Genomic DNA, 21,550 nt, shown 5'->3' on the forward strand with positions numbered 1-21,550 from the left:
TATGTTCGTTAATCATAATGTGCCCTCAAACAAGATTTGAAGATCTGATCATGACATTGAGATTTAGTTCAAAAAAATCCCCGCTAATTTCTTAGCAGGGATTTGTGTATAAGAGACAGCTTAAAGCGCCTTTTTTAATGTTTTTTAATTTAATTGGCTTATTAATAAACTAAAAAATGCTTCTTTGTTGTTGCATGTTTGGGCATTCAAAATAAGTTGCTCGCCTAGTGCTAATGTTTGTTTTTGCACTATAAGACGCGCCTTATCATCACCAATACTATCTATATCGGTTACATGTGCTAGTCCTATGGTGCGCCTAATTAACTCAGCACCACAGTAACCAATGGCGTCTTGTAATACGCCTTTTATAAAGTATTCACTGTAGCCTGTAACCTTTAGCGCACCTTCAGTAGTGTGCTCATTTATAAGCGTAAGCCAATGCTGTTCAAATAAGGTATAGCATTCAACAAGGGTGCTTAATAAGTGGGTTTGGTAATTACGACGAGCTACAAAATCTTCAATATGCCCGTATTGTGCGCAGTAATTTAAAAGTAAATTGCCAATAAAAGAGCCAATATCGAACCCAATAGGACCAAAAAAGCCAAACTCAGGGTCAATCATCTTTGTATTATTACAATCAACAAAAATACTGCCGCTATGCATATCACCATGAAGTAATGTTTGCGGGTTAGATAAAAAATTAGCTTTTAGTTTTGCTATTTCTAACTTTAATGCGCTGTTTTTGTGTATTGCATCAACTTCGCTTTGTAGTTGCTTTGGGTAGTTATTGCGTTCGTGCTCAATGTACGGATCGCTAAAAAATAAGTCTTCAGTGATTTGGCAAAGCTCAGGGTTAGTAAATTGGCTAACGAGCGCTTTTTTAGTTTGTGCGGTTAAATAAAAATCTGAATTATAAAAACCAGTATGGCTTAAGTAGGTCGCTACGTGCTGCGCTAATTTAGGAAATTGCTCAGCATTATTTTGTGCAGTTCGCAGTATTTGTAAATTACCTAAATCTTCTAAAATAGTCAGTGCTTGCATTTCACTATAATGTAAAACCCTAGCAGTATAAGTTGGGCAAATAGCGCCATGATTAAGCAAAACTTGTGCTTCTATACGAGCTCTATCAAGCGTTAATGGCCACGACTCACCCACGCAACGCGCATAAGGCAGAGCTTGCTTTAAAATAACACTATTGTTTTGCTCATCAGTAATTCTAAATACTAAATTAAGATTGCCATCACCAAACTCATATGCCGATAAGGCTTGTCCGGGAGCAAAAAAATTACATTGTTTAGATTCAATTAATGTCGATACATAATCGATAGCGCGCTGTGCATTAAAAGCAACATAGTTAGTCATGGTTTAAATCTCAAAAATCAGCTTTTAAGCATTCTATACCTTTAAATGTTTAGATGTCTACAAGTCTAACTTGAGAGTTATTCAAAGTGGTGTAAAATAACGTTACGCATTTTTAATACCTTAAGCATTATGCAAAATTTAATCGCAAGCAGTTTAAAATATGAAAACGGGTCGCTTAGTGTGCTCGACCAATATTTACTACCTCACCAGCAGGTATGGCATCAATGCCATGATGTAGAAACCATGAAAGAGCTGATCATTAGTTTAAAAGTACGTGGAGCTCCACTTATTGGTTTAAGCGCGAGCTTGTTAGTGGCGTATTTAGCTGAGCAAGGGGTAGTTAAAGGTGAGCTTGAAAAAGCAATCAATGAGCTAGAAGCCACTCGCCCAACGGCGGTTAATTTAATGCATTGTATGGCTGCATTGCGTAAAGCTTTAACGCAAAGCGATTATGTTGCCGGTATTGTTACCACAGCTGAGCGGTTGTTTATTGAAGATATTGAGCTGTGTGAGCGAATGGCAAGCCGTGGCGCCGAACTTATAAATAGTGGCGACAACATATTAACCCATTGTAATACAGGGGCGCTTGCAACCGCTGGTATTGGTACTGCACTAGGTGTTATTTACAAAGCGCAGCAAAAATATGGCAACGTACATGTGTGGGTTGATGAAACACGACCATTATTACAAGGCGGTCGCTTAACTGCCTTTGAGCTTGAGCGCTGGAAAATACCTTACACTCTAATTTGCGATAATATGGCGGCGAGTTTAATGGCTGCAGGTAAGGTGGATAAAATAGTGGTAGGGGCTGATCGTATTGCTGCCAATGGTGATTTTGCCAATAAAGTGGGCACCTATAATTTAGCCGTACTTGCGTATTTCCATAACATTCCATTTTATGTAGTTGCGCCTATTACCACGCTTGATACCAACACCGCGTGCGGTAATGATATAGAAATAGAGCAACGTAATCCTCAAGAAGTGCGCGGAGTTAGCGGTAGCTTTGGTGAGGCTTTATGGGCGCCCACTAATGCTAATGTGTATAACCCTGCATTTGATATAACGCCGGCAAAACTGGTCACAGGGTGGGTGTTAGACACGGGTGTGTATAACCAGCAACAAGTATTAATGGGTAAACTTAAAGAGCTAACTCAATAATATGCGACTGAATTCTGAAAGAAACTCAGAGGTACTATTTAGGTAGTTGGGGTAGGCTTTTTCTATTGATTTCAAGTCGCTCCCCGCTACCAGAAGCACGTTATTGTGAGTTTGTTTTTCTTGTTCGGCGTAATGTGTTAGAGCTTCTTGCTTTTTATTCTCTGCATATAAAAAGACTCGACCCATTTGTGTTTCAGTGTTGTGAACGAGTAAAGCAAAGCCCGTATCTTTCGATTTATTTTTAATTTCGTCAACTTGGAATGCGCGATTAAATGCATCAAGCTTATGAAATGCGGCTAGCTTTTTATTTAGTGCCGAAAGCTCATCAACAAAGGCCTGCGATTGTTGTGAACTTAATTGATTTGAACCATCTTTGACTGCAAGAAACTCACCCATGATAAAAAATAATCGCTTCCAATCTGTGTCGGCTGCTTGGGGATTGGTTTTTAGTGTTTCTTTTTCAATAATATCTACAATTTCAACAGTAGTAGCCCAAAGGTGCTGAAGCCTAGTGCGTAACTGAACTTCAATTTGAAAGCCTTTATAATCGTGAGATTTTAAATTGTTATAACTTTTATAAACACGATGAATACCTCTATAGCCTGTCGCTTTTGGGTTTTCAATATAATCATATGATTTAACGCTATGAACTGCTCTACTCGAATCTAAACTGGCGTTGAGTTGATATAGATGCTCTAGATTATCTAAGATTACTCGGCAGCCACCTATATCGTGCATTCGCTTCAGATTTATTGCGTTTTCACTTTTACCATCCAACGAGGCTCTTTGTAACTTATCTATAATAGTTGGCAAGCGCTTTAAGCGTCTAACTATGGTCGCCGATTCTAGCAAATAAAGCTTTTTTACATGTTTCCATACGAGGTTTTTAATAATAGTCAGCGGATATAAATGTGCTGCACGATAGTTTTGTACAACCTCTATTGCAAAGTCAAAATCACCTTCATTTTTACGAAAAATACGACCAGCCTTTTCAACTTGCTTACGTGAGTAGGCTAGTTGTTGTTTAGACTTTTGATATTGTTCGTTCACCATTAGAAAGTTACTCTTTATCAGCTGCATTGCTAAAATAATATTACAGAGTTAAGTGATTGAAGTCATCCTGCAAATAGCATAAATACGCTTATAGAAAATATAGTTTAGGCATGCGTGCACTGAGCTTTATTAATCGAGTAAGGGAAATTGCTCTGCAATAGACGAGTCAGTACTTTTTGCTACCCAGCCCTCTGTATTGTTAAATAAGCGAATGGCAGTAAATTCAGGGTCGCTTCCCATATCAAACCAATGCGGGGTAAGTTCAGGCACTGAAATTAAATCGCCTTGTTGGCAAAGTACCTGATAAACCTTATTGCCTAAATGCAGGCAAAATAGCCCTTGGCCTTTTACAAAAAAACGCACTTCGTCTTCACTATGAGTATGTTCAAATAAAAACTTTTTGCGCAGCTCTGATGCGGCAGGGTTGCCTTTAGCTAGAGATATAACGTCTACTGTTTGATAGCCATTTTCGATTTTTAATCGATCTATATCGTTTTTGTACGCACTAATAATTTGCTCATGGGTGGTGTGCTCATTAATATCTGCATTTGCTTGCCACTGTTCAAAGCGTACGTTTACTTTAGCTAGTTGATTTACAATATCATCAGCATTTGATGTGCTTACAAGTGCTTTGTTTGCATTGTTGTCGGCATACACCGTTAATTGGCTCATACTAATTGCTCCAATTTAAATTGGCTAAAGTCATTAATGTAAGGGTGTGCTTTAGTGCTTGCTTGCCCATCACGAATTAAATGTAATGTTTTTATGCCCGCAGCTTGCGCGGCATCAAGCTCGCCGGTTACATCACTTAGAAAGAGTATTTCTGCTGCTTTAAACGGTAACAGATCAACAATAGTGTTATAGGCTATTTGCTCTTGTTTTGCGCCAACTTTGGTGTCAAAAAAGTCAGTAAATAAGCTGCGAATGTCGCCATAATCACTGTATTTAAAAAGTAGCTGCTGCGCTTTTACCGACCCTGACGAGTACACATATAAAGTAATATCGTTGTTGTGTTGAGCTTGTAAAAAATCAAATGCATCTGGGTATAAATGACCTTTAAAATCACCGTGTTCATACCCTGTTTGCCAAATTAAGCCTTGTAACTGCTTAAGTGGAGTGATTTTTTTATCTTCATCAATCCAGGTAAGTAAAGTGCTAATGACTTCTTCTATATCGGCGTTTGGCTTTTCGATAAGCGCTTTTACGGCACTAATTTGCTCGGCTACATTAGGCTTATTAGCATTGGCACGTACAAAGGTCGGTAATTGTTTTGCCGCGTAAGGAAACAACACCTCTTTAACAAATGAGATGCGGGTTATTGTGCCTTCAATATCGGTTAAAATAGCTTTAATCATTTAGTTACTCCCGCTTGAATACCTATTATTTTTAGGCGCTCTAGTTCGCAGCTAAATAAAAATTCTAAGGCTTCTAGGTGGCGGCGAACTTCATCAATATTGCGCCCTACTGCATATAAGCCATGACCACGTATCAGTACGCCGTGCTCTATCGGCGTATGTAAATGATGGTCACTGACCAGCAGGCTTAATCGGTCAATATCTTGATCGTTATCGAAAATAGGAATGCTCAGCGTTTCTAAATGCGAAGTAAAGCCGCTCAGTGCTTTTTGCATTTCATAGCCTGTTAAATCAAGCTGATGCCTTTGGGTAATTTGCGACAGTACGGTGGCGGCTACAGAGTGAGTATGCAAAACACACTGTGCATTAGGTATAAGCTGATACAAACTTAGGTGTAATTGTGTTTCTGCCGATGGCTTTACAGCTCCAGCTAGGCGCTCGCCTCGGTGATCTAATTGCAAAAAATGCTCTTGCGTAAGTAAGCCTTTATCGTGCCCACTTGCCGTAACAACAAAGCCAGTGCTAGTACGAGCTGAAAAATTTCCACCTGTTGCGGGTACCCAGCCTTTTTGGCTAACCCATTTTCCGGCTTCAATAAGTTGTGAAATAGCGGTATTGTTTTGCATACATTCCTCACTAATGAGCGTAAAGTTAATTGTTTTTAGACGGCTATACTTCTGTTTCAAGCAATGATAGCATCGCTGTAAGCGCAAAACCATCATTAAGGGCATCACGTGTTTGAAAGTAAATTACCAAATTTAGGCGTTAGTATATTTAGCCAAATGAGCGGGTTGGCTAATGAGTTTTCGGCAATTAATCTCTCTCAAGGCTTTCCTGAGTTTGATGCTCCTGATCTTTTAAAAACGCAGTTAAATTATTATGTGCAGCAGGGCGTTAATCAATATTCACCTTCAAGTGGTCTACCACGATTACAGCAACAAATTGCTGATTTAGCAAAGCGCAAATATGCAACTGATATAAACACGGCTGATCAAGTGACTGTCACCTCGGGTGCAACAGAGGCATTGTTTGTGGCTATTCAAACAATTGTGCGCCCCAGTGATGAAGTGATTGTATTTGACCCTGCATATGACTCTTACCAACCGGCAATTGAACTCGCTGGTGGAAAGTCAGTACACATTGCTTTAAGTGCGCCAAATTACACTATTGATTGGCAAGTAGTAAGCCAAGCAATTACTAAAAATACCCGTGCAATTATTATTAATACGCCTCATAACCCAAGCGGTAAAATATTACAGCCACAAGATATAAAAGAGCTTAAAGAGTTAGTTGGTACTCACAATTTGTATGTAATAAGCGATGAGGTATATGAGCACATTACGTTTGATGAACAACCGCATTTAAGCGCATTACGCGATGATGAATTATTTGCCAAAAGCTTTGTTATATCGAGTTTTGGTAAAACGTTTCACAGCACGGGCTGGAAAATGGGTTACTGTATTGCACCTGCCGATTTAGCTGTTGAATTTAGAAAAATTCATCAGTACGTTACGTTTTCAAGTTTTACTCCTGCACAGCATGCGCTTGCCGATATGCTAGAGCAGCAAGGCGAGCATATAGATGAGCTAAGCGGGTTTTATCAGCAAAAACGCGACTTATTAGCGAGTCATTTAAGTAACAGCCGTTTTAAAATTTTACCTAGCCAGGGCACTTACTTTTTATTGTTAGATTACAGCGATGTATCGGATTTAAACGATGTTGATTTTTGCCATTGGTTAGTTGAGCAAGCAGGTGTTGCGGCTATTCCGTTAAGTGTATTTTATCAAAAACCACCGACCGATAAGGTAATTCGTTTATGCTTTGCTAAAAACGACAACACTCTCATAGAGGCTGCGCAAATATTATGTCAACTTTAACCATTACAGCATTGCAAAGCTCGCTTTATTGGCTTGATAAAGACGCTAATTTAGCCATGTTTAATAAACAGCTTGACGCAATTACGCATCAGCCCGATCTTATTTTACTGCCCGAAACATTCTCGACTGGCTTTGCTATTAATTTAGATTGTGCAGAGCCCGAAAATGATAAAGTACTGACTTGGTTAAAAGCGCAGGCTCATAAACATAATGCGGTTATTGCGGGTTCGGTACTTGTTGCACAAGGCGATAAAAAAGCAAATCGGTTTTATTGGGTAAAACCCGATGGAGAGGTGAGTTATTACGATAAGCGCCATTTATTTCGCTTAGGCAGTGAGGGCGACTACGTTGTAGCAGGGCAAGAGCGCAAAGTTTTTGAAATCAACGGTTTTAAACTATTACCGCAGGTATGTTACGACCTGCGCTTTCCGGTATTTCAACGTAATAATAACGACTACGATGTAATGATAAACGTAGCAAATTGGCCTGCTGTGCGCCGCCATATTTGGGATACGTTACTTATGGCACGTGCCATGGAAAACCTGTGTTACGTAGTAGGCGTTAATCGCGTAGGGGATGATGGTAATGGTGCCGCGCACAATGGTGGTACAGCGGTATACGACTTTAAAGGCGATGCCTTGACTAAAGCGCAAGATGACACCGAACAACTAGTTACTATAACACTTGAAAAAGCACCACTGGATGAGTTTAAAGCGGCGTTTCCTGCCTATTTAGATGCAGACTCTTTTACATTAATATAAACACGTTAATTTAGCGCAGAGCCAATAAAGTGTTAAAATGGCCGCTGATATTTTTTGTTGGCGGCAAATTTCGTAATGAACACTTTAATCACTCCTGTAATTTTAGCAGGTGGCATAGGCTCTCGCTTGTGGCCGCTTTCTCGCCAAGCAATGCCTAAACAATTTTTACCACTACTAAATGAAAACACGTCATTGCTACAAAGTACGTTGGCGCGTGTTTCTGATGGGTTGTACGATAATGCTATTTTAGTGTGTAACGAACAGCACCGATTTATTGCCGCCGAGCAAGTTGCAAGCTTAGCCCCTAGTGCATTATTACTTGAGCCTAACGGTAAAAATACCGCGCCTGCTATCGGATTAGCGGCGCACTACGCACTACAAAATGGTGTTACTGGTCCGCTACTAGTGATGCCTGCCGATCATCATATTGAAAACTTTGATGTATTAACGGCTAAGCTCCCAGAAGCCGTAAAACTTGCCGAGCAAGGTAAGTTAGTGACGTTTTCGATTACACCTACAGAGCCGCATACTGGTTATGGCTACATAAAACAAGGCGCGGCTATTGCTGGAACAGGTTGTTACGATGTTGCACAATTTAAAGAAAAGCCTGACTTAGATACAGCGAACCGTTATTTAGCTCAAGGGGGTTATAGCTGGAATAGCGGAATGTTTTTATTTACCCCTGCGGCTTATTTAAAAGAGCTCGAGCGGTTTGCGCCAAAAATAGCAATGAGTGTCGCTGCAGCGGCACAATTTACTAAAGATTTAGAGTTTACCCGTCCAAGCAACAGTGCGCTTGAGCACTGCCCAAGCGATTCAATAGATTACGCTATTTTAGAGCGAAGCGATAACGTAGTTGTTATGCCTGTTGATTTAAAATGGAGTGATGTAGGCAGTTTTTCATCCCTTGATGCGCTTACAAAAAAAGATGAAAACGGTAATAGTTTAAATACTAATTATATGGCTCAAAAAAGCACTAATAACTTAGTTATTAACGAGGCTGAGCATACAATAGCCACGCTTGGGGTGAGTAATTTAGCGATTATTCATACTCATGATGCCACGTTAATCGCAAATCAAAATGAGCTGGATTCTCTGCCTTTGTTGCTCAAGCAAATTGCGACAAAACAGGCCGATAAACTTAATCATCATCAAGTGGTTTTTCGCCCGTGGGGGAATTACCGTACTTTGGTTGAGGGTACTGGCTTTAAAGTTAAAAAAATTACTGTTAACAGCGGTGCTAAGCTTTCGACGCAGCGCCATCAGCATCGCGCTGAACATTGGGTTGTGGTTTCGGGCATTGCAGATGTATGCATTGATGAGCAGGCGTATACGCTAACGCATGACCAATCGTGTTATATCGCCGCAAAACAAATTCATAACTTGGCTAATAATCAAAAAGAGCCGTTAATAGTCATTGAAGTGCAAACCGGTGCTGTACTTGATGAAAGCGACATAGAGCGATTTGATGATAAATATGGAAGAGGCTAATAATTAGCTGTTTTTAAAGCTAATTCACTATTACTCTAACTGCCCACGCACAAACTTTAAATATTGCTCTAAGCTTCGTTGCCACAGATCTAACGCTTCATCAAGCAGATCGTTGTGTGGTTTTTTATCGAGTAAACGGCGCTCTATTTTTTTAAGCTCAATACCATAGCGATTAAAGCCAAGTTGCAGAGCAGTGCTTGCTTGTCGATGTAAAAGCTTAATGCATTGCTCTGGTTGTTGATCAATAAGCTTTTGACAGCGAATTAGCTTGTTACGCGCCGAAAGCACAAACTCATTATAAATCGACGACACTTCATCTTCACTAAACGAGCTGGTGAGTGTTTCGGCCGCTGTTTTGTCATACAAGGTATCAATAAGCTCTACTGCAATACTCGCAGTTTGATTAGATTGAGAGTCGCTAAGTGCTTGGCGAAGCTTCTCGTGCTTAATAGGTTTACCTACAATGTCTTTTATACCTAATTCTAAATACTCTTTTACTTCGTCAGGGCTAAGGCTTGCAGTAAATGCGAGTACTGGCGTTCGTTGGTTTTTATGATCAATGCGTTTTAGCCGTTTAAGTACTTCTTGGCCTGTTAAATCAGGTAGGTTCATATCAAGCAAAACAACATCGAAGTGGTGAGCTTGCATGAGCTCTATGGCGCTTTTCCCATCTTTTGCGAGCTTAATTTTGTGCTCATCGTCGGCCATAAATTCTATAGCAATTTTTTGATTTAAATCTAAATCTTCAACCAGTAGTACATCAAGACCTGTTAAGTAATCTTTAGTTTGATGGCGCTGCTCTACAAGGCTTAATTCACCTAAAGTAAAAGTAACGGTAAAGCTAAATACACTACCAGTACCAAGCTGGCTGGCTATTTCGAGTCGGCTACTGAGCTTTTCAAGCAGGCGACTGGTAATAGCTAAACCAAGGCCGGTTCCGCCTTTCTCTTTTCCTGCACTACTTTGTACATAAGGTTCTGTTAAGTAGGCTATCTCATCATTTTCTATACCTGGCCCTGAATCTTTTACACTAATTTTTATAGTGTGCTCAAGTTGCTTTTCTAATACTAAATCAACCTGAATTTTAACGGTTCCGTGGTCTGTAAACTTAATGGCATTACCTACTAAATTAATAATTATTTGCCTAAGTTTTTGCTGGTCGCAGTAATAACAGGCTTGCTCAGGAATATTACATATTAGTTCAAACTTGAGTTGCTTTTGCTCCGCGAGAGGACTGAGTAATAAGCATAAATTATTAAGCCATGTTTTAAACTCTACATCTTCTTCATAAAGCGCTTCGTCACTTTGATCTAGGCTCGCGTAATCAAGGACCTTATCTACCAATAAGTTAAGTGATTCGGCAGAATTTATAATCGCCTCGCAATAGGCTTTATTGCGAGTATCACTTGTTTGGTTCATAACAAGTTGGGCGCTGCCTAAAATACCGTTTAGCGGGGTGCGAATTTCGTGGCTTATAGTTGATAAAAAGAGCCCGCGTATTTCTAAATCTTTTTGTGCTTTATCGGCTAATTTATTGAGGTGCTGCTCTCTGCGCTCATTACATAATAACGCCATACCTGCAGCATAAAACATAGGTGCAATTACGCCATTTAAAAATAGCAAAGAGCTAAACCAGCCGTTTACTAAAAGATTTTTTTGTTCAATGTTATCCATAAATAACGAGCGGCCAATAAAGCTTAAAGCAACAAGCGTTAAAATGGTTATGTATACAATACTGCCATTAGGATAGGGTTTGCGTGCACACTTAATAAATATAAACAGTAAAAAACCGGCTTCTGCTATGTGTTGTATATCGGATGCAATCACTCTTTCGTGTAAAGATGGGTCAAAAAAGGTGTAATAGCCAAGCATTACAGTGCAAAAAGCGGTCACTGAGCAGAGTAATTTAAAACCAATACCGCGATAATTTAAAAACTGACTAAGTGAAAGGCAGTGCACTATTGATGCGGCAAACATCATGCTACTGGCAGCGCTAATAATTACTAAATTATGTGTATCACCAACAAGAGTAAAGCCAATAACAGAGCCTAATAGCAATATGGGATAAAAAATGTATAGCAGCGTGCCCGATATTTGTTTGTTTGTTCGCCATGTCAAAAAGTTAAGTAAGGTCATTACGACCATGATGGCGATGCTGGCAAAATAAAGAGTGAAAGAGTCGAGCATTAATATTCCAGCAAAGTAGTTTTAAACTAAGATTATCAAAAGTATACACTTATACCAATTATCAAAACAGATTACTTAATTAAGCTAATTGTTATTAGATAAGTATATAGCACATACAAAAACAGACACCTAAGTGTCTGTTTTTAATTTTAAACTAAATATATGATTAACGAATTTCATCAGGGATATTTTGTTGTGCCCAAGATAGGAGCTCAATACGGTTACGACATTTAGTTTTTCTAAATGCGCTATATAAATGTGTTTTAACTGTGTGTGGACTGATACTTAAATCTTCTGCGATTTCTTTATTCTTCGAACCTTTACTCATTAGTGAGATTATTGCTTTTTCTCGCTTAGTAAGTTTAACAGGCTCAATATCCCCTTCGGTTAGTTTATGCAGCGCATCTTTATTAAATTGCAGCATACGATTTAATGCATTACACATAATATCGCGACGGTACCAAAGCTGATCTTCAAGTAGTAAGCGAATACCTTTCATTAATACATCGGCGTTATCTGTTGTGTAAAATACGCCACGAATACCGCTCAACAATGCACGATTAGCAAGCTCAGGGTTTTCGTCTAGATTAAATAATATGATATCGCATTTAATACGTAGGTTTACTAGTTGTTCTTTTAGTTTTCCCCATGCATCCTTGCTTGATGTTTCAATAAACAAAAGTCGAGTCCCTTCAGGTATGTCTAAAATATTAGTACCTGTGGTTACGTCAAGACCTTGCGTTTTTAACAAAGGTTCTAAAACGTTAATACCAATAGTGTTAATTGGCTCTTGATCTAATAACAAAAAGGCTGAACTGCTCATGTTTTTTATACTCTTTTATAAAGCTGACTGACTAAGTTTACCACGACTTCCACACCTTTTGTATTAGAAAATCGCTGATGTACTCAATAACAAATACGATATTACGATTATTTAAACACAAAATGTTGCAAATAAGTAACTATTTATTCTTTATAACTATGAAAAATCATAACATTTGTAACTAATTAATTGAGTGGAACAATTTAATAAAAACTTTTAATTATTTTACTTTTTTTACATTTTGATAAGGTGGCCAGCCCATTTCTTTACCGCCAAGCATGTGTAAATGTATGTGATAAACAGTTTGCCCACCATGTTCGTTACAGTTCATAACTACGCGGTATCCGTCTTCAGCAAAATTATGTTGCTTAGCTAATTTAGCTGCAACTACGTATAAGTTGCCTACTAAATGTGAGTTTTCAGGATTTATATCATTTATAGTAGCAATTGCTTTTTTTGGGATAATTAACACATGAAATGGCGCTTGTGGGTTTATATCTTTAAATGCGAGAGTGTTTTCATCTTCGTAAATAATATCTGCTGGAATTTCACGATTAATGATTTTGGTAAAAATAGTTTCTTGGCTCATAGTGTGTTCCTAATTAAGTGTTGTGAATTTTAAGCTCACTAATGACAAACTTTCAAAGCAGTGTCAAACTGAAATCAAATAAAGGAGTTAATATGCTTAAACCAATTTTAATAAGTAGTGCAGTTGCATTACTACTTAGTTTTTCGGCTAATGCTGAGAATATTCACTTTCCAGAAGAATTTGTACCACTGCAAGTGGGCGATAAAATGCTAGAAAGCTCTTTGTTTAGTCGTATTGATGATGTAGAGCTTGCCCCCGGAACTTATCAGCTTAGGCTAAAGTACACCGATTTATATGAAGATGATTATGACACGCATGAAGTTGTGGAGTCGGAACCATTTTGGGTAAGTGTAACTGTTGAAGCAGGTAAAGATTATACCTTAGTTTTTAATCGTGCTGAAAATGCAGTATCTGCAAAAGTGTTTGCAGAAGCCCCTCAAGTGAGTTTAAAAGCAAAAAGTAGCGCTGTTGCTAAGCCTTTAAGTGTTATTTCTAACACGCAACTAGCAAGCAATAAACCGGTAATGCAAAATACATTGCCTGCAGGACCTTCACGTCCTAGTCAGCCAATAAAGCCGATAGCACCAATTACAGGTAAAGGCATGCCAAGTGCGCCGCAAATGCTTGATTTTTGGTGGCAACAAGCCACAACTGCAGAGCGTAAAGCTTTTTTAGAAAAAGTAACAAAGTAAAATAACAGAAAAACAAAAAGGGCCAAATTTGGCCCTTTTTAGTTTCTAGTTAACGCTATTTATTCAAATAATGCGTCAATAGTACCTTGCGCAAGAGGGTGATACCCAGGGCGTGCTTTTAAGTACACGCTTTGTGCCCAGTCTTTTTTACCGTTAGTGATAAGTGATTTATATAACGGCACAATTAACTTACGACGGCCAATACCTGATAAGTGCTTATTAAGCGCAGGATAAATTGGTTGATAACCATTACCTACTGCTAGCATAAACCAAGCAAACGCACGTTCAGCGTTAGTTGATTGCGTTAGGTTAAATTCACTATCAAGCTCGCTCATTTTCTCTATGCTTAAATCGCGTGGTAAGTTATTTAAAAAGTGTAGCCACTCATGCACAGACCAATCAGTCGTTGGTAGTTGAGCTGCTGTTGTGTCGCCTTTCAACCATGCTGCTGTTGCAGCATCTACTTTATCAAATGCATCAGACGTAGGGTTTGGCGCATCACTTGGTAAGCCAGGCTCAAAAATCCATTCGTTTACTTTATCCATACTTACAACACCAGGGTACTTCTCAATTAAGTTAGCTTTTAAGTAAGTAACAAATTGCGCGGTAGTAAGTGATTTAAATGAAAACTCTTTAAAGTACGCTTTTACGAACGGGTCAAACTTATCGCGGCCATATTTGTTTTCTAGATAGATTAAAAATAACTGACCTTTAGTGTAAGGCACTGAGCTAAACGCATCGTCTGGGTCGCGGCCATTAAGTTTTAAATTAAGGCGTGTATCTGGTGCATCAATTGTTTTAATTTGTGCGCGTAAAGACGCTGAATCAAGTGCTTGTTCCATAACCGCACGGTCACGACCAAATACTTCTTCCATAATGCGGTTTTCAACGTACGAGGTAAAACCTTCGTTTAACCATAAATCTTCCCACGTTGCGTTAGTTACTAAGTTACCTGACCAAGAATGAGCAAGCTCATGGGCAATAAGGTTAACTAAGCTTTTATCACCAGCAACAACCGTTGGAGTAATAAATGATAAGCGTGGGTTTTCCATGCCACCAAACGGAAAACTTGGTGGTAGCATTAATAAGTCGTAGCGACCCCATGCATATTCGCCGTACATCGCGTTTGTTTTGTCGATCATGGCTTGGGTGTCGTCAAATTCAGCAACTGAGGCATCTAAAATTGTCGGTTCAGCAAATATGCCTGTTTGATGCGACATTGCTTTAAATTCTAAGTTACCTGCGCCAATAGCAATTAGGTAAGGTGAAATTGCTTGTGGCATATCAAAAATGTAGTCGCCATCTTTATAAAGCGCATCTTTGTTGTCGGCACTCATTACAGCACGTATATCTTTTGGTGTATGAATTCGTGCAGAGTAAGTTACACGCATTGCGGGTGTATCTTGCACTGGGATCCAACTACGTGCATGAATTGCTTGCGATTGGCTGTACATAAATGGATGCGTTTTACTTGCCGTTTGCTCTGGTGTTAACCATTGCAGGCCAGATGCTTCTGGACGACTGTTGTAGTAAATACGAACTACTTCAGCTTGGTTTTTAAACACAATAGTAAGCTTTGAACCTTTAACGTCATCTCGCTTAGCTAAATCAAAAGTCGCCTTTTTCCAGTTACCACTTTGGTCTTTGTACATTACTTTATCAATGTCTAAGTCGCGGGTATCAAGTACGAGAGTTCTACTTTTGCTGTTGTTCCACTGAAGAGTATGCTCAACAAAACCTTCTAACTGCTTGTCGGCAAAGTCGACATCTAAATCAAGGTTTAAGTGAGTAGTAACAACATCATCAAGGTTAGCATACGAGTTTTGGTCAATCGCATTAGCCATTGCTTGCGAACACATACCCGCCATAGCGAGGCTTAAAAAAAGAGGTTTAATTTTCATCATTACTCTGAACACAAATAAAAAAGTGCTGGTTTTATATCACGATTGACACGGTGGGTTGAGTGATTTTTACAATCTAGTGCCACATTTGCGACGATGAGGTAAACTATTGCGATTAGTTACCGGTATTTTTTAGAGAGCTTTGTGGCGCATTCATTACACTCCTTACATACATTCGCATTAAACAGCCAATGCCAAAATTTTGTTGAAATTACTCAGCTTGAGCAACTTAAAACGCAAAGTTTTAGTGCACCGTTTTGTTTGCTAGGCAAGGGCAGTAATACCGTGTTTTTAAATGACTACATGGGCACGGTTATAAAAATAGCCTTAAAAGGTATTAAAATCACCGAGCGTGAGAGCGACACACTAATAAGTATTGCTGCAGGCGAAAACTGGCATCAACTAGTCAGTTATTTATTAGAGAAAAATATACCCGGGCTTGAAAATCTAGCACTTATACCGGGCACTGTTGGCGCATCACCGGTACAAAATATTGGTGCTTATGGCGTTGAGATAGCTAAATTTGTTGAGTTGGTAGAGTACTTTGATATAACCACTAAAACTATGCATTCACTAAATAACGAGCAATGTGAATTTGCTTACAGAGACTCAATATTTAAAAATGCTCTCAAAAATAAAGCGGTGATCACGCAAGTGCATTTAGCGCTCCCAAAAAAATGGCAACCAGTATTAAGTTATGGCCCCCTGCAACAGCTCTCAAGCATTACCCCGCAAGCAGTATTCGATCAGGTTATAAAAACGCGCAATAGCAAATTACCTAACCCATATACACTTGCCAATGCGGGTAGCTTTTTTAAAAACCCAATAATAACCAACCAGCAGTTAGCTGAACTATTAAAGCAATTTGCAGATTTACCTCATTACGAATATGGGCAAAGTCATCACAAGGTCGCGGCAGGTTGGCTAATCGATCAAAGTGGTTTAAAAGGGCACCGCGAGGCCGGTATAGAAGTGCATCAACAACAAGCATTAGTACTTGTTAATCACGGAAATAGTGAAGGTGGTGACCTAATAAATATGATTAAACACATTCAGCAAGTGGTTTATACACGTTACAACATTATGCTAGAACACGAGGTACGTTTAATAGATGCGCGCAGCGAATGCCATATTAACGCGGAGCCTGAGCAATGAAAGCACCTGATGGAAACAAACTCGCTATTTTAAATGCACTTAACCAAGGGGGCTTTGTATCTGGCCAAGCCTTGGGTGAAAAGCTAGGAATTAGCCGAGCTGCGGTGAGTAAACATATCAAAACGTTACAAGAAATGGGCTTGGATATTTTTAAAGTGACTGGCAAAGGCTATTGCTTAAATAACCAAGTGGGCCTTTTAAATAAAACACAAATTGATCAGCACTACAGAGCGCTAGGTGCAAATACTGCCGATGTAGAAGTACACCCTATTATTGATTCGACCAACAGCGAGCTTATGCGCCGTATACAGGCCAAAACAGCGCTTGAGTCTGGCACTGTTATTGTTGCTGAAATGCAGCAAGCAGGACGTGGCAGACGCGGCCGTGTTTGGCAATCCCCATTTGGCGCTAATTTGTATTACAGTTATTTTTGGCGTTTAGATGACGGGCTTCAAGCTGCAATGGGTGTATCAATTGCGGTAGGCCTTGCTGTTTATGATGCAATTAAAGCGTTATACCAAATTGACGTAGAGCTTAAATGGCCTAACGATATTTATATAAATAAACAAAAACTTGCAGGTGTATTGGTTGAATTAGATGGGCAACCGCAAGGACCTTGTCAGTTAGTGATTGGTATAGGTATTAATTTACAGATGCCTGAGAGTTTTAGCCAACATATAGACCAAGCGTGGACCGACTTAAATCAACATACCCAACAGCTAGATAAAAACCAGCTGGTGGCATCGCTTACTCATCATTTAGAGCAGCGTTTAGTGCAGTATAGTCAAACAGGTTTGCAAAATATGTATGAGCAATGGAATTCACTCAATGCATTTGCTGGTGATTATGTTGAGCTTAATACAGGGCACCGAAGCTGGCGTGGAATATGTGAAGGTATTGACCCACAAGGTGGAATACGAATTCGCCAAGATGGTGAAGTAAAAAGTTATTACGGTGGGGAAGTCTCCCTCAGAAAGGCGCAAGTATGAGATTACTGATCGACGTAGGAAATACATCACTAAAAGCTGTGCTGTGGGGTAACGAGCAAGCACAACCAGCAGATATAAATAACCTACCTTGGTTGCAAATAACCGAAGTGATTTATGCGTGCGTAGGGCGCAGTGATTTATTAAACGATATTCTAATGCAAGCGGCTAGCAATAATATTACTTGCTTTGAAGCCAAAGTAACCAAAACGCTTGGAGATCTTGTATGCGCTTACGAGCACGTAGGTAACTTAGGTATCGATAGGTGGCTTGCGCTTATTGCAGGCTTTACATTATACCCACATAAAGCATGTATTGTTATTGATGCAGGTACTGCCACCACAATTGACGTGCTTGATAGTGAAGGCCTACATTTGGGTGGCTGGATTTTACCTGGGCTTGATTTAATGACCTCATCGCTTACACAAAACACCCAACGTGTTTTTGATGACGGTAAAACACCATTTACTAATGAATTGGGTAAAAACACGCCAAATGGTTTAAAAAATGGTGCTTTAGTGGCAACCATCGGTGCAATTGAGCAAGCTAAGCTGAATTTAACGGCTCAAAAAACAGAACAAGCACCACAAATTATTTTTGCTGGCGGCTATGGCTCGCTATTGCAACAGCAATTTGCAGGAAGTATTTTTGATTCATTGTTAGTAATGAAGGGCTTAAATTATTGGTATGAATTAACCGAAACAGTATAAAAAAGTGCAAAAAACGTGTTTTCGCGTGAATATTGAGCATTTAAACTAAAAATTTACACTTTTTTTAATTTTATTGTTGCATCCCAATAAACCTTACTCTAATATCTCGCCCCGTACTAAAGCAGTGCCGACTTAGCTCAGCTGGTAGAGCAACTGACTTGTAATCAGTAGGTCAACCGTTCGACTCGGTTAGTCGGCACCACTTTCCTTTTACCGGAAGTGAATTAGTAGAGAATTATCGTGGAGGGGTTCCCGAGCGGCCAAAGGGATCAGACTGTAAATCTGACGGCTCAGCCTTCGCTGGTTCGAATCCAGCTCCCTCCACCACTTTATTCTTGACGGTTAGAGGTAGTTTAAGAACAGATTTTTATGCGGGCATCGTATAATGGCTATTACCTCAGCCTTCCAAGCTGATGATGCGGGTTCGATTCCCGCTGCCCGCTCCAGTTCTTGTGTTGCTGATATAGCTCAGTTGGTAGAGCGCACCCTTGGTAAGGGTGAGGTCGGCAGTTCGACTCTGCCTATCAGCACCAGTCCTAAGAATCTCCTTGATTACTTCCTTTATCTGTCAGAAAATACTATTTGAAAAAATTAACTTAATCTACCTCTGGTGGATTATTTTCATATGTAATTTAGATACACAAAACTGATAGGTTCCGTCATGGCAAAAGAAAAGTTTGAACGCGTAAAACCGCACGTAAACGTTGGTACAATCGGCCACGTTGACCACGGTAAAACTACACTAACTGCAGCAATCACTAACGTACTTGCAAAAGTATACGGCGGTGTTGCTAAAGATTTCGCATCAATCGATAACGCTCCAGAAGAGCGCGAACGTGGTATCACTATTTCAACGTCTCACGTTGAATACGATACACCTACACGTCACTACGCACACGTAGATTGTCCTGGTCACGCCGATTATGTTAAAAACATGATCACTGGTGCTGCTCAAATGGACGGCGCGATCTTAGTAGTTGCTGCGACAGATGGCCCTATGCCACAAACGCGTGAGCACATCCTTCTTTCTCGTCAAGTTGGCGTTCCTTACATCATCGTGTTCATGAACAAATGTGACATGGTTGATGACGAAGAGCTACTTGAACTAGTAGAAATGGAAGTTCGTGAACTTCTTTCAGAATACGATTTCCCAGGTGATGACTTACCTCTAATCGCGGGTTCTGCGCTTAAAGCGTTAGAAGGCGAGAAAGAGTGGGAAGATAAGATTGTTGAGCTTGCAAATGCACTTGATTCTTACATCCCAGAGCCAGAGCGTGACATCGATAAGCCATTCATCATGCCTATCGAAGACGTTTTCTCAATCCAGGGTCGTGGTACAGTTGTAACTGGTCGTGTTGAAGCTGGTATCATCCGCATCAATGACGAAGTAGAAATTGTTGGTATCAATGATACAACTCGTTCTACTTGTACTGGTGTTGAAATGTTCCGTAAGCTTCTAGACGAAGGTCGTGCTGGCGAAAACATCGGCGCACTTCTACGTGGTACTAAACGTGAAGACGTTGAACGTGGTCAAGTACTAGCTAAGCCTGGTTCAATCAATCCACATACTACATTCACTTCAGAAGTATACGTACTTTCGAAAGATGAAGGTGGTCGTCATACTCCATTCTTCAAAGGTTACCGTCCACAGTTCTACTTCCGTACAACTGACGTAACGGGTGACGTACAGTTACCAGAAGGCGTAGAAATGGTAATGCCTGGTGATAACATCAAGATGACAGTAACTCTAATCGCACCAATCGCGATGGATGAAGGTCTTCGTTTTGCTATCCGTGAAGGTGGTCGTACTGTAGGTGCTGGTGTTGTAGCAACTATCGTAGCGTAATAATTAACGTTAAAGTTAATTGTTAGAAAAAGGTCACTTAGGTGGCCTTTTTTAATGCCTGAAGAAAAGTGTCATATGAAGGTGGCGCTCTTACCTTAGGCGTAGGTGCTTTGTAGCAACGTTCAAAGCGTAATAATTAACGTTAAAGTTAATTGTTAGAAAAAGGTCACTTAGGTGGCCTTTTTTAATGCCTATAGAAAAGTGATTAGCTTTGAGTTATAACTTTCTTGTCGTAGCTTGGGTTGAGTTTTACGAAACCCGAGGGAAAAGGCTGCTGAAAATAACTGAGCTCTTAAATATAAAAAAGCACGGCTAGGCCGCGCTTATATTGAGTTAGCTTTTGGTATTTTAGCCAATTACTAATATATGATAAAAGCTTTAATGCTTTTTAGCATATTCTTCAGCTTGTTTTAAAACTCTTAATAAATTACCGCTTAAAATCTTTTTAATATCTTTGTCGCTGTAATCTCTGTCCATTAAACCTTGAACAAGATTAGGGTAGCTAGATACATCTTTTAAGCCGATAGGTAATGAATCACCAACTCCATCATAATCAGAGCCAATACCTACATAATCAATACCAATTAGCTCAACTACGTGATCAATATGATCAAGCACCTGTTCAAGGCTTGCAAATGGGTATGGATTTTTAGCACGGTACGCAGCATCAAAATCGTTGCTTAACTTAGTGCCTTCTTTTTTAGCAGACTCTTTTGTGCTTTTTAATTGCTTGCCCCAACTGCCTGCTTTAGCAGTAACAAAGCTTGAGCCAAAGTTGATTTGAATAACGCCGCCATTTTCTTTAAGTGCCAATAGCATATCGTCATTCATATTACGCTCAAAGCCTGGTGTGTATTTACGAAGTGATGAATGTGAGGCAATTACCGGCGTTTTAGATAGATCCATAACCTGATAAAACGCATCATCAGAGATGTGTGATACATCGATTAACATACCAATATTATTCATTTCAGTGACAAGCTTTTTACCAAATGGGCTTAAGCCTTTCCATTTACGGCGTATATCGTAAGACGAGTCCGAAATATGGTTGCTTTGCGAGTGCGCTAGCGTGATGTAGCGAATGCCACGCTCGTAAAAATGCTGAAGATTCTTCATATCCCCTTCGATTGGAGAGCCATTTTCCATACCCATTGCGATAGAGAGCTTACCTTGTTTAAATTGCTCCTCTATATCACTGCTTGAGCTAGCAATAGCAAACTTATCGGGCGCGCGCTGGGCTACGGCTTCCATACTATCAATCATTTGATTGGCTAGCTGATAGCTTTTACCTTTACCTTCAAACTCCAAATGCGCAGGAATATAAATCGACATAAACGGTGCGTTTAAACCGCCTTTTACAGCGCGAGGGTAGTCAAAGTCGCCATCAGTTGTCGCTTTAGTTACATCAACCCAGTTTTTATGAATTCGGTAAGGTACGTCGATATGGGTATCAATTAAAATAGTGTCTTTAGCGAGCTTAATTGCCTTTTCAGATGCTGTTATTGTTTGTTCTGCTTGGGCTTGGCTAGTTAATGCTAGTGATATGGCTACCACTAGAGTGCTGAGTTTTATCATGTTTTGGCTCTTTGGGTAAAAAGCCATTG

19 protein-coding genes and 4 tRNA genes are annotated in these 21,550 nt (G+C 39.7%); 13 read left to right on the forward strand and 10 right to left on the reverse strand.

What is annotated here, in order from left to right:
* Positions 1-144: 144 nt before the first annotated feature.
* Complete coding sequence (gene mtnK / locus I6F44_RS16600) at positions 145-1,362, reverse strand: S-methyl-5-thioribose kinase (protein ID WP_197174217.1); 1,218 nt, start codon at positions 1,360-1,362, stop codon at positions 145-147.
* Between the two features lie 129 nt (positions 1,363-1,491).
* On the opposite strand from mtnK, the gene mtnA reads away from it, so the two are divergent.
* Entirely contained in the window at positions 1,492-2,520 is a 1,029-nt protein-coding gene (gene mtnA / locus I6F44_RS16605) for an S-methyl-5-thioribose-1-phosphate isomerase (RefSeq protein WP_121955031.1), read from the forward strand.
* Here the strand turns inward: mtnA and I6F44_RS16610 are convergent.
* The 4 genes from I6F44_RS16610 to I6F44_RS16625 all read right to left on the reverse strand — a co-directional run bounded on the left by I6F44_RS16610 (position 2,509) and on the right by I6F44_RS16625 (position 5,554).
* Positions 2,509-3,573: a RelA/SpoT domain-containing protein gene (locus tag I6F44_RS16610; RefSeq protein ID WP_121955032.1), complete on the reverse strand. Its 1,065-nt coding sequence runs from the start codon at positions 3,571-3,573 to the stop codon at positions 2,509-2,511. The two genes, mtnA and I6F44_RS16610, sit on opposite strands and share 12 nt — an antisense overlap.
* A 129-nt stretch (positions 3,574-3,702) precedes the next feature.
* Complete coding sequence (locus I6F44_RS16615; protein WP_121955033.1) at positions 3,703-4,245, reverse strand: 1,2-dihydroxy-3-keto-5-methylthiopentene dioxygenase; 543 nt, start codon at positions 4,243-4,245, stop codon at positions 3,703-3,705.
* Positions 4,242-4,928, reverse strand: coding sequence for an acireductone synthase (gene mtnC / locus I6F44_RS16620; RefSeq protein ID WP_121955034.1), 687 nt, complete (start codon positions 4,926-4,928; stop codon positions 4,242-4,244). The genes I6F44_RS16615 and mtnC overlap by 4 nt, the downstream gene beginning before the upstream one ends.
* On the reverse strand, positions 4,925-5,554 hold the full coding sequence (locus I6F44_RS16625; RefSeq protein WP_121955035.1) for a methylthioribulose 1-phosphate dehydratase: 630 nt from the start codon (positions 5,552-5,554) through the stop codon (positions 4,925-4,927). Before I6F44_RS16625 ends, mtnC begins: the two co-directional genes overlap by 4 nt.
* A gap of 108 nt (positions 5,555-5,662) precedes the next feature.
* Here I6F44_RS16625 and I6F44_RS16630 point away from each other — a divergent pair, with 108 nt between their 5' ends.
* The 3 genes from I6F44_RS16630 to I6F44_RS16640 all read left to right on the forward strand — a co-directional run bounded on the left by I6F44_RS16630 (position 5,663) and on the right by I6F44_RS16640 (position 9,057).
* Positions 5,663-6,805: a methionine aminotransferase gene (locus I6F44_RS16630; RefSeq protein ID WP_197174218.1), complete on the forward strand. Its 1,143-nt coding sequence runs from the start codon at positions 5,663-5,665 to the stop codon at positions 6,803-6,805.
* Entirely contained in the window at positions 6,793-7,566 is a 774-nt protein-coding gene (locus tag I6F44_RS16635; RefSeq protein WP_197174219.1) for an amidohydrolase, read from the forward strand. The genes I6F44_RS16630 and I6F44_RS16635 overlap by 13 nt, the downstream gene beginning before the upstream one ends.
* Positions 7,567-7,641: 75 nt before the next feature.
* Entirely contained in the window at positions 7,642-9,057 is a 1,416-nt protein-coding gene (locus I6F44_RS16640) for a mannose-1-phosphate guanylyltransferase/mannose-6-phosphate isomerase (protein WP_121955038.1), read from the forward strand.
* A 30-nt stretch (positions 9,058-9,087) separates the two neighbouring features.
* Here I6F44_RS16640 and I6F44_RS16645 read toward each other — a convergent pair whose 3' ends face one another.
* The 3 genes from I6F44_RS16645 to I6F44_RS16655 all read right to left on the reverse strand — a co-directional run bounded on the left by I6F44_RS16645 (position 9,088) and on the right by I6F44_RS16655 (position 12,656).
* Positions 9,088-11,244: a response regulator gene (locus I6F44_RS16645; protein ID WP_121955039.1), complete on the reverse strand. Its 2,157-nt coding sequence runs from the start codon at positions 11,242-11,244 to the stop codon at positions 9,088-9,090.
* Positions 11,245-11,410: 166 nt separating this feature from the next.
* Positions 11,411-12,067, reverse strand: a complete 657-nt coding sequence (locus I6F44_RS16650) for a helix-turn-helix transcriptional regulator (RefSeq protein WP_004334929.1) — start codon at positions 12,065-12,067, stop codon at positions 11,411-11,413.
* Between the two features lie 220 nt (positions 12,068-12,287).
* Positions 12,288-12,656, reverse strand: coding sequence for a histidine triad nucleotide-binding protein (locus tag I6F44_RS16655; RefSeq protein ID WP_007579887.1), 369 nt, complete (start codon positions 12,654-12,656; stop codon positions 12,288-12,290).
* Positions 12,657-12,748: 92 nt separating this feature from the next.
* Between I6F44_RS16655 and I6F44_RS16660 the strand changes: the two genes are divergently transcribed.
* Positions 12,749-13,348, forward strand: a complete 600-nt coding sequence (locus I6F44_RS16660) for a DUF2057 domain-containing protein (RefSeq protein WP_121955040.1) — start codon at positions 12,749-12,751, stop codon at positions 13,346-13,348.
* 59 nt (positions 13,349-13,407) lie between these two features.
* Here I6F44_RS16660 and I6F44_RS16665 read toward each other — a convergent pair whose 3' ends face one another.
* The gene (locus tag I6F44_RS16665) at positions 13,408-15,249 is read right to left on the reverse strand and encodes a M1 family metallopeptidase (protein WP_197174220.1); all 1,842 of its coding nucleotides are present in this window, start codon (positions 15,247-15,249) and stop codon (positions 13,408-13,410) included.
* Positions 15,250-15,393: 144 nt separating this feature from the next.
* Here I6F44_RS16665 and murB point away from each other — a divergent pair, with 144 nt between their 5' ends.
* From murB to tuf, 8 genes are all read left to right on the forward strand, one after another.
* Positions 15,394-16,404, forward strand: a complete 1,011-nt coding sequence (gene murB / locus I6F44_RS16670; protein WP_197174221.1) for a UDP-N-acetylmuramate dehydrogenase — start codon at positions 15,394-15,396, stop codon at positions 16,402-16,404.
* Entirely contained in the window at positions 16,401-17,393 is a 993-nt protein-coding gene (birA, locus tag I6F44_RS16675; RefSeq protein ID WP_197174222.1) for a bifunctional biotin--[acetyl-CoA-carboxylase] ligase/biotin operon repressor BirA, read from the forward strand. Before murB ends, birA begins: the two co-directional genes overlap by 4 nt.
* Positions 17,390-18,100 (forward strand): type III pantothenate kinase, encoded by a 711-nt coding sequence (locus tag I6F44_RS16680; RefSeq protein ID WP_182197737.1) that lies wholly within the window; start codon positions 17,390-17,392, stop codon positions 18,098-18,100. The genes birA and I6F44_RS16680 overlap by 4 nt, the downstream gene beginning before the upstream one ends.
* A 126-nt stretch (positions 18,101-18,226) precedes the next feature.
* Positions 18,227-18,302: transfer RNA gene (locus I6F44_RS16685), tRNA-Thr, on the forward strand.
* Positions 18,303-18,342: 40 nt separating this feature from the next.
* Positions 18,343-18,427 (forward strand) — tRNA-Tyr (locus I6F44_RS16690).
* A 44-nt stretch (positions 18,428-18,471) separates the two neighbouring features.
* Positions 18,472-18,546: transfer RNA gene (locus I6F44_RS16695), tRNA-Gly, on the forward strand.
* Positions 18,547-18,557: 11 nt separating this feature from the next.
* Positions 18,558-18,633 (forward strand) — tRNA-Thr (locus tag I6F44_RS16700).
* Between the two features lie 128 nt (positions 18,634-18,761).
* Complete coding sequence (gene tuf, locus I6F44_RS16705) at positions 18,762-19,946, forward strand: elongation factor Tu (protein ID WP_024596766.1); 1,185 nt, start codon at positions 18,762-18,764, stop codon at positions 19,944-19,946.
* Positions 19,947-20,324: 378 nt separating this feature from the next.
* On the opposite strand, the gene I6F44_RS16710 is transcribed toward tuf, so the two are convergent.
* Positions 20,325-21,521 (reverse strand): dipeptidase, encoded by a 1,197-nt coding sequence (locus tag I6F44_RS16710; protein WP_121954609.1) that lies wholly within the window; start codon positions 21,519-21,521, stop codon positions 20,325-20,327.
* Positions 21,522-21,550 lie beyond the last annotated feature (29 nt).

Source organism: Pseudoalteromonas sp. NZS11_1 (assembly GCF_015864275.1).
Taxonomy (GTDB): Bacteria; Pseudomonadota; Gammaproteobacteria; order Enterobacterales; family Alteromonadaceae; genus Pseudoalteromonas; species Pseudoalteromonas arctica.

Bases quoted from the DNA above. Each gene is read 5' to 3' on its own strand.
- mtnK (WP_197174217.1), bottom strand. From the start codon at position 1,362: ATGACTAACTATGTTGCTTTTAATGCACAGCGCGCTATCGATTATGTA.
- mtnA (WP_121955031.1), top strand. From the start codon at position 1,492: ATGCAAAATTTAATCGCAAGCAGTTTAAAATATGAAAACGGGTCGCTT.
- I6F44_RS16610 (WP_121955032.1), bottom strand. From the start codon at position 3,573: ATGGTGAACGAACAATATCAAAAGTCTAAACAACAACTAGCCTACTCA.
- I6F44_RS16615 (WP_121955033.1), bottom strand. From the start codon at position 4,245: ATGAGCCAATTAACGGTGTATGCCGACAACAATGCAAACAAAGCACTT.
- mtnC (WP_121955034.1), bottom strand. From the start codon at position 4,928: ATGATTAAAGCTATTTTAACCGATATTGAAGGCACAATAACCCGCATC.
- I6F44_RS16625 (WP_121955035.1), bottom strand. From the start codon at position 5,554: ATGCAAAACAATACCGCTATTTCACAACTTATTGAAGCCGGAAAATGG.
- I6F44_RS16635 (WP_197174219.1), top strand. From the start codon at position 6,793: ATGTCAACTTTAACCATTACAGCATTGCAAAGCTCGCTTTATTGGCTT.
- I6F44_RS16640 (WP_121955038.1), top strand. From the start codon at position 7,642: ATGAACACTTTAATCACTCCTGTAATTTTAGCAGGTGGCATAGGCTCT.
- I6F44_RS16645 (WP_121955039.1), bottom strand. From the start codon at position 11,244: ATGCTCGACTCTTTCACTCTTTATTTTGCCAGCATCGCCATCATGGTC.
- I6F44_RS16650 (WP_004334929.1), bottom strand. From the start codon at position 12,067: ATGAGCAGTTCAGCCTTTTTGTTATTAGATCAAGAGCCAATTAACACT.
- I6F44_RS16655 (WP_007579887.1), bottom strand. From the start codon at position 12,656: ATGAGCCAAGAAACTATTTTTACCAAAATCATTAATCGTGAAATTCCA.
- I6F44_RS16660 (WP_121955040.1), top strand. From the start codon at position 12,749: ATGCTTAAACCAATTTTAATAAGTAGTGCAGTTGCATTACTACTTAGT.
- I6F44_RS16665 (WP_197174220.1), bottom strand. From the start codon at position 15,249: ATGAAAATTAAACCTCTTTTTTTAAGCCTCGCTATGGCGGGTATGTGT.
- birA (WP_197174222.1), top strand. From the start codon at position 16,401: ATGAAAGCACCTGATGGAAACAAACTCGCTATTTTAAATGCACTTAAC.
- I6F44_RS16680 (WP_182197737.1), top strand. From the start codon at position 17,390: ATGAGATTACTGATCGACGTAGGAAATACATCACTAAAAGCTGTGCTG.
- tuf (WP_024596766.1), top strand. From the start codon at position 18,762: ATGGCAAAAGAAAAGTTTGAACGCGTAAAACCGCACGTAAACGTTGGT.
- I6F44_RS16710 (WP_121954609.1), bottom strand. From the start codon at position 21,521: ATGATAAAACTCAGCACTCTAGTGGTAGCCATATCACTAGCATTAACT.